The organism is Pseudomonas lini, assembly GCF_964063345.1.
GTDB lineage: Bacteria > Pseudomonadota > Gammaproteobacteria > Pseudomonadales > Pseudomonadaceae > Aquipseudomonas > Aquipseudomonas lini_B.
This window is the reverse complement of sequence record NZ_OZ061318.1, coordinates 894,011-906,617: the sequence shown is the minus strand read 5'-3', so window position 1 is coordinate 906,617 and position 12,607 is coordinate 894,011. Positions and strand designations below refer to the sequence as shown.

Sequence of the window (12,607 nt, the reverse complement as noted above, 5' to 3'; positions counted from 1 at the left end):
CCATGTTGAGAGCGAGATCCAAATGAGCCGTATCGTTGAGTTGAGTGCTCAGCAGTTCGCCCGCTTTGTGGCCAAAGGCAGCAGCGTCGTGCTGTTTTCTGCGTCCTGGTGCAAGCCTTGTCACGAGATGAAGCCGGTCTTTCATGCTTTGGAAGAAAAGCTTCACTCCCTGGCGGCTTTTGCAAAGATTGATGTGGCGGTGTCTCCGACGATCGCGCAAATGTATGGTATCCGGGCGGTGCCATCCTTGGCGGTGTTCCATGAGGGGCGGCTGCTGCGGGTCATGCCCGGATCCCGTTCAGTTGGAACAATGAAAAAAGCCATTCTTGCGGAGTTGGAAGAGGCGATTTAACCGAACCTCCTCCATCAGCGGTCAGGCTGATCAGCCTGGCGTTCTTTTTCATCCCTCGGGTGTGGATTTGCCCCGGACCAGTTATCGATGGGATGAGCGCGGTCTTCGTTGAAGATTTCCGTTAACAGCGCGTTGGCCTGTTTGTAGGCGTCATACTTGAACTCGGTATCATCCACCGGCTGCGCGGCCATTTTTTCCAGCATCTCCAGGTTCAGGCGACGGAATCGATCCGCTCGTTCGCGGGCTTCGTAACGACCAATGCTAGAAGCTCTGCCTGTTCTAGGTGAGCGTAATGATCAGAATCATTGGGAGCATTCCACGACAAATCGCGAGTTCATTCAAAACGAAAAAACTCTCTGGTCGTTGGGCATGAAGATGCCCACCGACCAGAGAGTCGCTTTTTGGGGATGGAACCCTTATTTACCTACTTGCAGTTTCAATATGTCCTGCGCAGTCACGGGTTCGCCAGCGATTCCCCAATCTCCGCTTTTGACCTCTTCGAAGATGACCCAGGTGAGGGCGCGCATGTTTTCACCTTCTACAGACACCATGGCGTCCGTCACTTTCTGGATGACTTCGGCTTTCTGCTTGTCGGTAAAAACACCTTCAATGCCTTTGATGGTAACGAGAGGCATGGTGTGCTCCTTAACGTCTGAAGTGGACAGTGATGAAACAGCGAATAATCAGGCTTTGGCTGCAACGTATTCCGGGTAGTCGGTGTAACCCTTGGCAATGCGATCGCTGGCACCGTAGTAAGTCGCGCGATCACCCTCTGCCAGTGGCCAGCCGTTCTGCATGCGCTCCACCAAATCGGGGTTGGCGATGTAGGCCGTACCGAAGGCGATCAAGTCGAGTTCACCTTTAACCAGTTCCGACTCAGCGAGGGCTTGGTTAAACCCACCGGCGGCCATCAAGGTACCCTTGTAGGCTTCACGGAACGCGGCGCCGAACCCCGGCGGCGTTTCAGCGGCGACGATGGTCGGTTGGTAGTTCAGGTGGACGTAGGCCAGCTCGCGTTCATTAAGCGCTGCCGCCATGCTCATCCAGGTTTCTGCTTCACCTTCGTACACACCAAAGTCATACAGGCGGCCAAACGGCGAGAACCGTACGCCAATCTTCGAGCCGCCGATTTCGGCAGAAATCGCGTCAATGGTTTCCAGCAGAAAGCGCTGGCGATTGGCGATCGAGCCACCGTACTGGTCGGTACGGGTGTTCAAGGCGCTGCTGAGGAACTGATCGAACAGGAACCCGTTGGCAGCCATGATTTCGATACCGTCAAAACCGGCCTCCATCGCCATACGCGCAGACTTCACAAAGTCAGCGATGACACGTTTCACTTCTTCCGTTTCCAGCGCACGGGGCACGCTGGGTTGCACAGCGCCGGATTCGCCAGGCTCGATCCAGGCATACACCGTGGTATCGACCGCCGGCTGAGTACCCGAAGAAACCGGAACCATGCCATGCACCGAAATATGGGACATACGGCCAACGTGCCATAACTGCGCGAAGATCTTCCCGCCCTTGGCATGCACCGCGTCGGTGACCTGACGCCAGCCTGGCAAGTGTTCGTCGGCATAAATACCTGGGGTGTACAGGTAGCCACGGGCTTCGTCGGAAATCGGCAGGCCTTCGGTGATCAGCAGACCAGCAGAAGCACGCTGCGCGTAATACAGCGCGGTGAACTCGTTAGGGATGTTGTCTAGGGTCCGGGTGCGGGTCATGGGGGCCATAACGACCCGGTTTTTTAGCGCAGTACCGGACAGATCGTAAGGGGTGAGCAGCTTATTCATGATTAGTCTCGAAGTCGTTAACAGGTTGAAAGTCAGTGTTTGATTTACGACTTATCGAATGCGTCCAGCACATGTGTGCTGTACACCAACGCGGCACCGGCGTTCATGTTGATTGCCACGCCCAGTGCTTCGGCGACTTCTTCACTGGTGACGCCAAGTTTCTTGGCTTCGGCGGCGTGGAAGGCGATGCAACCGTCGCAGCGGGTGGTCACGGCCACGGCGAGCGAGATCAGTTCTCGGGTCTTCGCGTCCAGGTGATTGGTCTTGCCGCCGGCAGCGCCGAGCGCCGCCATGCCTTTCATCGTTTCCGGAGACAGGCCGTTTAGTTCTACCAAGCGAGTATTGATGTCTTTGCGGGTTTGCTTCCAATCTTGCATGGGATTCTCACAGGGATGGTGTTAATTACAGTTATCTAAAAACTTGCTAATAAACTACCATCCAGTTGGTAGGCATACAATGTGTTCGTGCTGATTTTCACTATCAACGCAATCGAAGGTATTGATGATTTGGTCCCGAACAATAGGAAAATCGCTTCATGGGGATGACGATTACTGAACTGTTGATTGTCAGCACCGCTTGCTGTCAGGCATCGTCGAGACGCTCACATACTGATCGCCGCGAAGCGCCGTCATGGTTCGATTCACACTGGACAACCGGTTTTGCGCGGTGGCGATGCCGATATCGCACTTATTCAACTTGCTGACGCAGATGTCCGGCGTAGTCCAACAAGGTCTGCCGATCAATTTGTCGCGCATCGTTAAACCCTGGTCCATCCTCCGAGCGACACCACCGAACAAACGCCTGCCAGCGATCACTGTGCGCCTGCACCGTGCCGTAATGCCCGCCGCCAAATAGATCGCGCAATGCCTGCGGCCCGGCATAACTCAGTTGCCGGCCATAGCCAAAATTGCGTCCATCTCGCCTGCCCACTGGTGCCATGATCGAACTTCTCTCGAAGCCAAACCTTTGAAACTTTCCCCACGTCATCCCGCCAAGGATGTTGAGTGTTATCAGGGATCAAGGCCCCTGCGACCTGTGAGGGGTGTCCACTAACGCGGGACTGGCGGCTCTTTACGACCGGGAGCTTGGGCATCTCATGATCTGGCCTCCTGAACACTTCCGAAGAAGTGGGCGGGTGGAGGCTGCGCTGGCTGACGAGACCAATGCCGCGAGATCCTGAGTCGGGTGAAGGCAGCGAGGCAATGACCGGGGCATACCTGACTGTCAGTCAGGTGCAGTCCATTCCGTGGGCTGCGGCACCATCATCTACATCGCTGTTGCTGGTGATTTCGGTGTTTGTCACGCCGATTGTCACGAGGGGAAATGCCGCAAAGCCTTGTACGAGGTGGGCTGCAGCAGTGGTAGGAGCGCCCGTCTCTTTCCGGGAGAAAGAGACGGGCGCAGGTTGGCGCAATGAAATGGCCACGCGGATAGGTTGCTGCAGGGCAGTTGGGTAGGGGGATGTATTTGCCGCAATGGCAATGATCTGAAGTGGGCATCCATCACTCGGTGAGTGATCGTGCGAGCCACCGGACGCAAATCGCACTTTGGGAGAACCACCACGGTGTGGCGTAGCCTTAAAGGTTCTGGCTACCTGGGTTGCTGTCAACGACAGCGCTTTGCCCGACCTTTTCTACGCCTGTGGAGAATTCGGGTCAAGGCTCGAATTGTTGGGAGTTCTGCGGCTGCGGATGAAATTATCCACCGATGGAAATCAGTGGTTTTCCGCAGACAATTGTGTGGGCTTTAGATTTTTTAAGTGAGGTCCATCCAAGCAGGGCGGCTTTGCAGCCCTGTTTGGATGGACCCGCGTGGACAAGCGGATCACTGAGATATGAGGACCGAGCGCTTACTCAGTTGCGCCACGTTTTGCTTTTAGGCGAGTGACATTCGCACCCGTCTGATTGGCGAATTCGCGTGGGCTGACATGCTTCTGCTGATTGGCCTCAAGGTAGCGACTCCACCAGTTCATGATCAGCCTGCGCTCCTCGATGAACTCGGCCTTGTGGATGTAGGCGGCGCGGACATTGTTGCGTTCCTTGTGGCTCATCTGCCGCTCGATGGCTGTGTCCGTCCACAAACCTGACTCGATCAGTGCGCTGCAGGCCATCGAACGAAACCCATGCCCACAGATCTCGGATTTGGTGTCGTACCCCATCTTCCGAAGCGCGCTGTTCACAGTGTTTTCGGACATTGGTTTCCAAGACTTGGTATCGCCTGCGAACACCAAGTCAAATTTGCCTGTGATTGCGTGGATCTGCTCGAGCAGGGCGATCGCTTGCGGAGATAAGGGTACAAGATGGATATCGCCTGCCATCTTCGTACCCCTTGTGGAAAAGGGTACGCCTTCCAACGCTGGTCGCGTGTCGGGTATTTCCCAAACGCCACGTTTGAGGTCGAACTCGCTCCAGCGGGCGAAGCGCAGCTCGCTGGAGCGTACAAACACGTGCGGCGACAGCAAGACCGTCAGCCGGGTAAGTGCGCGGCCTTTATAGGTGTCGATCCGTTCCTGCAATTCAGGCAAGCGCGATAAGGATAAGGCGGGGCGGTGGACGACCCGCGGGGCTTTGATCGAGCCTACGAGGTCGTAAGCAGGGTTTACGGTGATAAGCCGGAGGCGCTTTGCCTCGCGCATGATGCTCTGCAGGTAGTTTTGTACCCTTAAAGCAATGTCTATCGTTCCGCGCTTCTTAATCGCGTCCAGGGGCCGCATAAGGTCGTGGGTATCAAGGTCGACAATGGCACGGGCGCCGATCAGCGGGAAGAGGTGAGTTTTGAGGCGACTCATCACTGTCTTGGAATAGTCCGGTGCCCACTTGGCTGACATTTCCGTGTGCCAGCCGAGGGCAACGCTTTCAAAGGTGCGGCCTTTGATCAGAGCGTCCGTCTTGGCTTGGTTCTTGGCTCCTATAGGGTCAATGCCATCCGCCAGCATTCGCTTGACCTCCAAGCGCTTGCGGCGCGCATCCGCGAGGCCAACAATGGGGTAGTTGCCGAATGAGGTCAGTCCTTCCCGGCCATCAGGTTTGACGTATCTGAGACGCCAGCCTTTGCGGCCATTGGGTTGGACTAGAAGGTAAAGGCCGTCGCCGTCGAAAAGCTTGTAGGCGCGGTCTGTGGGCTTGGCCGAACGGCAAGCGGCGTCGGAGAGTGGAGCAGTAGTGCGCGACATAAGGGTACTCCCTTTTATCGAACTGACCTTTATCCCAAACTCTACCCTTAAAATGGCTGGTACCCACCGGAATCCGACAGAACGCCAAAACGAAAAAACCCGCCAGAAGGCGGGTTTTTCGGGGGTTTCAGAGATTTTGAAAGCCTTCTCTGGAACCTTGTCTGGCTCCACGACCTGGACTCGAACCAGGGACCCAGTGATTAACAGTCACTTGCTCTACCAACTGAGCTATCGCGGAATGGCGTCTATGTTACTGATTCAAAAAGAGAAGTCAAGCCTCTGTTGGAGGTTTGATGTTTTCATCGGATCAGAGGGAGGTTATCGGCCATTGGCGGTTACCAGAATCGCGGCAGAGGTCTACCATGGTCGCCCGGAAGTGGTGACACGCGCTGCCGGCCCTCAGCCGAAAAGGTATGCGCCATGAATCACCCAAGCCTCACACCTCAAAACATCGGGGTGTTCGCATGAGCATCGCTCAGATCAGCCTGCCCAAAGGCGTAGGCCCGCACGCCGAGAAACTGTTCGACGCAATCACTCAGGCCAGTACCGCTGACGAATTGAACCGCGCCGGCGGCAAGGCCGAAGGTTTTGTTTTGGGGCTGGAAAGCACCAAGGCGATCAAAAGCCAGGTGGCCGAGTCGCTTTATGTGGCCTATGACGACGCAGCCAGTCAGCGTGCAACCGAATTGGCTTAACCGCCGAAGGTAATGGTGCCGAGCATCAGCTTGGCGTACAGCATCGTGGCGGTCAGTTGCACCAGCCACAACGCCAGGCCGCCAAGAAACACGCCCGCAGCCACTTGCAGCACCAGGTTATTACCGCGTTTGGCCGAGGAGCGGGGCACAAAGTGGTCCAGCTCGTCGCGGTCGGCGCGTAGGTCATCGTTTTTCATGTGGGTTCTCAAGAATTCTCGGGTGTACTCATAACCTGTGGGAGCGGCGGTGCGGCGATCCGACTTGCTCGCGAAGGCGGCGGCACATCTAGCATCAACGTGACAGATAGACCGCTTTCGCGAGCAAGCCCGCTCCCACATTTTGATCTGCGTGCAGTCTAGAGCGACCGGTCGCCGAACTGGGAATTATCAAAGACAAATAAAAAACGGGAAGCCACATGGCTTCCCGTTTTCAATCACGCAACGACTCAGATCACCTGAACGATGGCCTTGGTCACGGCGTCGATGTTGCTCTGGTTCAGCGCGGCAACGCAGATGCGGCCGGTGTCCAGGGCGTAGATGCCGAACTCGTTGCGCAGACGGGTCACTTGCTCAACCGTCAGGCCGGAGTAGGAGAACATGCCGCGCTGGCGACCGACGAAGCTGAAATCGCGCTGTGGAGCGTTTTTCGCCAGCAGGTCGACCATCTGGATGCGCATGCCGCGAATCCGCAGGCGCATTTCTGCCAGTTCTTCTTCCCACTGGGCGCGCAGTACCGGGCTGTTCAGCACGGCGGCGACGATGCTTGCACCGTGGGTCGGCGGGTTGGAGTAGTTGGTGCGGATCACGCGTTTGACTTGCGACAGCACGCGCGCGCTTTCTTCTTTCGATTCGCTGACGATCGACAGAGCGCCAACGCGCTCGCCGTACAGCGAGAAGGATTTGGAGAACGAGCTGGAAACGAAGAAGGTCAGGTCCGATTCGGCGAACAGGCGCACGGCAGCGGCGTCTTCATCGATGCCGTCGCCAAAGCCCTGGTAGGCCATGTCGAGGAACGGCACGTGACCTTTGGCCTTGACCACTTCCAGCACGTTTTTCCAGTCCGCCGGGCTCAGGTCCACGCCGGTCGGGTTGTGGCAGCAAGCGTGCAGCACAACGATGGAGCCGGACGGCAGGGCGTTCAGGTCTTCCAGCAAGCCAGTACGGTTAACGTCGTGGGTCGCGGCGTCGTAGTAGCGATAGTTCTGCACCGGGAAACCGGCGGTTTCGAACAGCGCGCGGTGGTTTTCCCAGCTCGGGTCGCTGATCGCCACGACGGCGTTCGGCAGCAGTTGCTTGAGGAAGTCGGCACCGATTTTCAGCGCACCGGTACCGCCGACGGCTTGGGTGGTGATAACCCGGCCAGCAGCGATCAACGGCGAATCATTGCCGAACAGCAGTTTCTGCACGGCCTGGTCGTAGGCGGCGATGCCGTCGATTGGCAAGTAACCACGGGAAACGTGTTGAGCGGCGCGAATCGTCTCGGCTTCGACAACGGCGCGCAGGAGTGGAATTCGCCCCTCCTCGTCGCAGTAAACACCGACCCCCAGGTTGACCTTGTTGGTACGGGTATCGGCATTAAATGCTTCGTTGAGGCCCAGGATTGGATCGCGTGGTGCCATTTCGACAGCGGAGAACAGGCTCATTATTGCGGCGGCTCTGAATGGAGTGTGGAGGGACGTGTCGCGCTCCAGCCGAATGCACTAGAGCGGTGCACAAACGGGGAGCTAGTATAGAGGCCATCAGTGATTGATGGCGACAGGCGATTCGGCTTTTACGGTAAGTTTTTCGAATTATTTTTCGATCGTTGACCGAGTGATGTCGTCAAAGGTTCTACCCGATGTAGGACGTTTGCCTTGAAAGCGATGGCAATCGGCTCCACATTGAGCACAATCCAGTTTTTTCCTCGGGCGACATCGGTCGTTTGCGGTCTTTTTCGTTGCTGTCCGGTTTGACCGAACAGCCGCGAATCCAGAGGTATTTATGTCTGAATTCCAGCTAGTCACCCGCTTCGAGCCCGCCGGCGATCAGCCGGAAGCCATCCGCCTGATGGTCGAGGGCATTGAGGCCGGGCTGGCGCACCAGACGTTGCTCGGTGTGACCGGCTCGGGCAAGACCTTCAGCATCGCCAACGTGATCGCCCAGATACAGCGCCCGACGCTGGTGCTGGCGCCCAACAAGACGCTGGCCGCGCAGTTGTATGGCGAATTCAAGGCGTTCTTCCCGAACAACGCCGTTGAATACTTCGTGTCCTATTACGATTACTACCAGCCCGAAGCCTATGTGCCGTCATCCGACACCTTCATCGAGAAGGATGCCTCGATCAACGACCATATCGAGCAGATGCGCCTGTCCGCGACCAAAGCGCTGCTGGAGCGCAAGGACGCGATCATCGTCACCACGGTGTCGTGCATCTACGGTCTGGGCAGTCCGGAAACCTATTTGAAGATGGTGTTGCACGTCGATCGCGGCGACAAGCTCGACCAGCGCGCGCTGCTGCGTCGCCTGGCCGACCTGCAATACACCCGCAACGACATGGACTTCGCCCGGGCGACCTTCCGGGTGCGCGGCGATGTGATTGATATCCACCCGGCGGAATCCGATTTCGAAGCGATCCGCATCGAGCTGTTCGATGACGAAGTGGAGAGCCTGTCCGCCTTCGACCCGCTGACCGGTGAGGTCATTCGCAAACTGCCGCGTTTCACCTTCTATCCGAAGAGCCACTACGTGACGCCGCGCGAAACCCTGCTGGAGGCCACCGAAGGGATCAAGATCGAATTGCAGGAGCGCCTGGAATACCTGCGCTCCAACAACAAACTGGTGGAAGCTCAGCGACTGGAGCAGCGCACCCGTTTCGACCTGGAGATGATCCTCGAGCTGGGCTACTGCAACGGCATCGAAAACTACTCGCGCTACCTGTCGGGCCGTGAGTCCGGCCAGGCGCCGCCCACTTTGTTCGACTATCTGCCGGCCGACGCCTTGCTGGTGATCGACGAATCCCACGTCAGCGTGCCGCAAGTCGGCGCCATGTATAAAGGTGACCGTTCCCGTAAAGAGACGCTGGTCGAATATGGTTTCCGTCTGCCGTCGGCGCTGGACAACCGGCCGATGCGTTTTGACGAGTTCGAAAACATCAGTCCCCAAACGATTTTTGTCTCGGCCACGCCGGGCAATTACGAGGCGGAGCACGCTGGCCGAGTGGTTGAGCAATTGGTGCGCCCGACCGGTCTGGTGGACCCGCAAATCGAAATCCGTCCGGCATTGACTCAGGTCGACGACTTGCTCTCGGAAATCACCAAGCGCGTCGCTCTGGAAGAGCGGGTGCTGGTGACCACGCTGACCAAGCGCATGTCCGAAGACTTGACCGATTACCTGGCCGACCACGGCGTGCGTGTGCGTTATCTGCACTCGGACATCGACACCGTGGAGCGGGTCGAAATTATCCGTGACTTGCGGCTCGGCGTCTTCGATGTGCTGGTGGGGATCAACCTTCTGCGTGAAGGCCTGGACATGCCGGAAGTCTCGCTGGTGGCGATTCTCGACGCCGACAAGGAAGGTTTCCTGCGTTCCGAGCGCTCGCTGATCCAGACCATCGGCCGGGCGGCGCGCAACCTCAATGGGCGGGCGATTCTGTATGCGGATCGCATCACCGGCTCCATGGAGCGGGCGATCGGCGAAACCGAGCGTCGTCGCGACAAGCAGATCGCCTTCAACCTGGCCAACGGCATCACGCCGAAGGGGGTGTTCAAGGACGTCGCCGACATCATGGAAGGCGCGGTCGTGCCAGGTTCGCGCAGCAAGAAGCGCAAAGGCATGGCCAAAGCCGCCGAGGAAAGTGCCAAGTACGAGGCGGAGCTGCGCTCGCCGAGCGAGATCAGCAAACGCATTCGTCAGTTGGAAGAAAAGATGTACCAGCTCGCCCGCGACCTGGAATTCGAAGCCGCGGCGCAGTTGCGCGACGAAATCGGCAAATTGCGGGAGCGGTTGATCGCGGTTTGAGATGTGCAATGAATGGGGCGGGCCTCATCGCGGGCAAGCCCGCTCCCACAGGGTCTGTAGGTGGTCACATATTGTGTGAATACCCTCAATCCTTGTGGGAGCGGGCTTGCCCGCGATGAGGCCCGCCGGAACACTACAAATATCAATTGCGCACTTCCCAAGCCTTCAGCCCTGCCTGCAACCTCCTGATAGATCCCCAATGCAATATTGGCTTATATGCCCTGCTGACTGGAGCCGGGCGGCTATCGCCTGTTACCATTCGCCTCTTGTTTGATCTTCGCTTTTTATTCTTTTCGAGACATGCCATGACCACCGTCCGCACTCGCATCGCGCCATCGCCTACCGGGGATCCCCACGTAGGTACCGCTTACATCGCTTTGTTCAACTACTGCTTTGCCAAGCAGCATGGCGGTGAGTTCATCCTGCGGATCGAAGATACCGACCAGCTGCGTTCGACCCGCGAGTCCGAACAGCAGATTTACGACGCCCTGCGCTGGTTGGGTATCGACTGGAGCGAAGGCCCGGACGTCGGCGGCCCGCACGGTCCTTACCGTCAGAGTGAGCGCGGCGATATCTATCAGAAGTACTGCCAGCAATTGGTCGACATGGGTCATGCCTTCCCGTGCTTCTGCACAGCCGAAGAATTGGACCAGATGCGCGCCGAGCAAATGGCTCGTGGCGAAACCCCGCGTTACGACGGTCGTGCGCTGTTGCTCTCTGCGGATGAAGTCGCGCGCCGCCTGGCCGCCGGCGAGCCACACGTCATCCGCATGAAAGTGCCGACCGAAGGCGTGTGCGTGGTGCCTGACATGCTCCGTGGCGACGTCGAGATCCCGTGGGATCGCATGGACATGCAAGTGCTGATGAAGACCGACGGCCTGCCGACGTACTTCCTGGCCAACGTGGTCGATGACCACCTGATGGGCATCACTCACGTCTTGCGTGGTGAAGAATGGCTGCCTTCGGCACCGAAACTGATCCTCTTGTACGAATACTTCGGCTGGGAACAACCGCAGCTGTGCTACATGCCGCTGCTGCGTAACCCGGACAAGAGCAAGCTGTCCAAGCGCAAGAACCCGACCTCGGTGACGTTCTACGAGCGCATGGGCTTCATGCCGGAAGCAATGCTCAACTACCTGGGCCGCATGGGCTGGTCGATGCCGGACGAGCGCGAGAAGTTCTCGCTGCAGGAAATGGTCGACAACTTCGACCTGCAGCGCGTTTCTCTCGGCGGGCCGATTTTCGACATCGAGAAGCTGTCGTGGCTCAACGGTCAATGGCTGCGTGACCTGCCAGTGGAAGAGTTTGCCGCTCGTCTGCAAAAGTGGGCACTGAACCCGGAATACATGATGAAGATCGCGCCGCATGTGCAGGGCCGGGTTGAAACCTTCAGCCAGGTCGCACCGCTGGCCGGTTTCTTCTTCGCCGGTGGTGTGAATCCGGACGCCAAACTGTTCGAATCCAAGAAGCTCTCGGGTGATCAGGTTCGTCAGTTGATGCAACTGATCCTGTGGAAGCTGGAAAGCCTGCGCCAGTGGGAGAAGGACAGCATTACTGCAACCATTCAGGCGGTGGTCGAATCGCTGGAGTTGAAGCTGCGTGACGCCATGCCGCTGATGTTCGCCGCGATCACAGGCCAGGCCAGCTCGGTATCGGTGCTCGACGCGATGGAGATCCTCGGTCCGGACCTGACCCGTTTCCGTCTGCGCCAGGCCATCGACCTGCTGGGCGGCGTGTCGAAGAAGGAAAACAAGGAGTGGGAAAAACTGTTGGGCAATATCGCCTGATTCCTCCTGTAGGAGCGAGGCTTGCCCGCGAAGAACGATGACGCGGTGTTGTGCCAGACCAGACGCCTTCGCGGGCAAGTTGGATCGCCGCACCGCTCGCTCCTACAGGGCCTGCACTCTCCCCGAAAACCCGAATTTACGGGGGGAGGGCGGTAAGTGATTGTTATGTGGGCAAAAAATTTTGGAAATTGTTAAAAATAAGTTTGACAGCCTTCCGATGCGCCATTAAGATTCGCCCCGTCCTCAGCGATGAGGGGCTATAGCTCAGCTGGGAGAGCGCTTGCATGGCATGCAAGAGGTCGACGGTTCGATCCCGTCTAGCTCCACCAATTTACACTTCAAGGTCTGGCCACACCGGCCTTGAAGCGATCAACACTCAGCGTTGATCAGTTGTATAGAAGGGTTTGCGTCCCCTTCGTCTAGTGGCCTAGGACACCGCCCTTTCACGGCGGTAACAGGGGTTCGAGTCCCCTAGGGGACGCCAGTTTTACAGAAGCGATGTTGCAAGATGTCGCTCCGCCGCGAGGCGAAAAATCCGGGGCTATAGCTCAGCTGGGAGAGCGCTTGCATGGCATGCAAGAGGTCGACGGTTCGATCCCGTCTAGCTCCACCAATTTTACAGTTCAAGGTCTGGCCACACCGGCCTTGAATCGATCAGCTCTCAGCACTGATCAGTTGTATAGAAGGGTTTGTGTCCCCTTCGTCTAGTGGCCTAGGACACCGCCCTTTCACGGCGGTAACAGGGGTTCGAGTCCCCTAGGGGACGCCACGATTACCCGCTCTGCGGGATTTTAAGGGTCATTCAATTATTGAATG

General features: G+C 57.6%; 10 protein-coding genes, 5 tRNA genes and 2 pseudogenes. 8 read left to right on the top strand and 9 right to left on the bottom strand.

Annotated features, from left to right (window positions below):
* Positions 1-22 precede the first annotated feature (22 nt).
* Positions 23-352 (top strand): thioredoxin family protein, encoded by a 330-nt coding sequence (locus tag AB3226_RS04230; RefSeq protein ID WP_367372138.1) that lies wholly within the window; start codon positions 23-25, stop codon positions 350-352.
* 14 nt (positions 353-366) lie between these two features.
* On the opposite strand, the pseudogene AB3226_RS04225 reads toward AB3226_RS04230, so the two are convergent.
* The 7 genes and pseudogenes from AB3226_RS04225 to AB3226_RS04195 all read right to left on the bottom strand — a co-directional run.
* Positions 367-612, bottom strand: a pseudogene (locus AB3226_RS04225) (glutathione-regulated potassium-efflux system protein KefC); the annotation flags it as partial.
* A gap of 156 nt (positions 613-768) precedes the next feature.
* Positions 769-987 carry a 4-oxalocrotonate tautomerase family protein gene (locus AB3226_RS04220; protein ID WP_071550870.1) on the bottom strand — a complete coding sequence of 73 codons (219 nt, stop codon included), beginning with the start codon at positions 985-987 and terminating at the stop codon, positions 769-771.
* A gap of 48 nt (positions 988-1,035) precedes the next feature.
* Positions 1,036-2,142: an alkene reductase gene (locus AB3226_RS04215; protein WP_367372137.1), complete on the bottom strand. Its 1,107-nt coding sequence runs from the start codon at positions 2,140-2,142 to the stop codon at positions 1,036-1,038.
* A 44-nt stretch (positions 2,143-2,186) separates the two neighbouring features.
* Positions 2,187-2,519, bottom strand: coding sequence for a carboxymuconolactone decarboxylase family protein (locus tag AB3226_RS04210; RefSeq protein ID WP_014860758.1), 333 nt, complete (start codon positions 2,517-2,519; stop codon positions 2,187-2,189).
* A gap of 213 nt (positions 2,520-2,732) precedes the next feature.
* Positions 2,733-3,081: pseudogene (locus AB3226_RS04205) on the bottom strand (integrase); the annotation flags it as partial.
* A gap of 910 nt (positions 3,082-3,991) precedes the next feature.
* Complete coding sequence (locus tag AB3226_RS04200) at positions 3,992-5,314, bottom strand: tyrosine-type recombinase/integrase (RefSeq protein WP_367372136.1); 1,323 nt, start codon at positions 5,312-5,314, stop codon at positions 3,992-3,994.
* Between the two features lie 162 nt (positions 5,315-5,476).
* Positions 5,477-5,552 (bottom strand) — tRNA-Asn (locus tag AB3226_RS04195).
* A 226-nt stretch (positions 5,553-5,778) separates the two neighbouring features.
* On the opposite strand from AB3226_RS04195, the gene AB3226_RS04190 reads away from it, so the two are divergent.
* Positions 5,779-6,009, top strand: a complete 231-nt coding sequence (locus tag AB3226_RS04190) for a hypothetical protein (RefSeq protein WP_008007186.1) — start codon at positions 5,779-5,781, stop codon at positions 6,007-6,009.
* On the opposite strand, the gene AB3226_RS04185 is transcribed toward AB3226_RS04190, so the two are convergent.
* Positions 6,006-6,206, bottom strand: a complete 201-nt coding sequence (locus tag AB3226_RS04185; protein WP_007905992.1) for a hypothetical protein — start codon at positions 6,204-6,206, stop codon at positions 6,006-6,008. The genes AB3226_RS04190 and AB3226_RS04185 overlap by 4 nt on opposite strands.
* Before the next feature lie 248 nt (positions 6,207-6,454).
* A complete protein-coding gene (locus tag AB3226_RS04180; protein ID WP_367372135.1) occupies positions 6,455-7,651 on the bottom strand; it encodes an amino acid aminotransferase in 1,197 nt (398 codons plus the stop codon).
* 337 nt (positions 7,652-7,988) lie between these two features.
* Here AB3226_RS04180 and uvrB point away from each other — a divergent pair, with 337 nt between their 5' ends.
* From uvrB to AB3226_RS04150, 6 genes are all read left to right on the top strand, one after another.
* On the top strand, positions 7,989-10,004 hold the full coding sequence (gene uvrB, locus AB3226_RS04175) for an excinuclease ABC subunit UvrB (RefSeq protein ID WP_367372134.1): 2,016 nt from the start codon (positions 7,989-7,991) through the stop codon (positions 10,002-10,004).
* 305 nt (positions 10,005-10,309) lie between these two features.
* Positions 10,310-11,791, top strand: coding sequence for a glutamate--tRNA ligase (gene gltX, locus AB3226_RS04170; RefSeq protein WP_052965514.1), 1,482 nt, complete (start codon positions 10,310-10,312; stop codon positions 11,789-11,791).
* 253 nt (positions 11,792-12,044) lie between these two features.
* Positions 12,045-12,120 (top strand) — tRNA-Ala (locus tag AB3226_RS04165).
* 79 nt (positions 12,121-12,199) lie between these two features.
* Positions 12,200-12,275 (top strand) — tRNA-Glu (locus AB3226_RS04160).
* A gap of 53 nt (positions 12,276-12,328) precedes the next feature.
* Positions 12,329-12,404, top strand: a tRNA-Ala gene (locus tag AB3226_RS04155).
* 80 nt (positions 12,405-12,484) lie between these two features.
* Positions 12,485-12,560, top strand: a tRNA-Glu gene (locus AB3226_RS04150).
* The last annotated feature ends 47 nt before the right edge of the window (positions 12,561-12,607 follow it).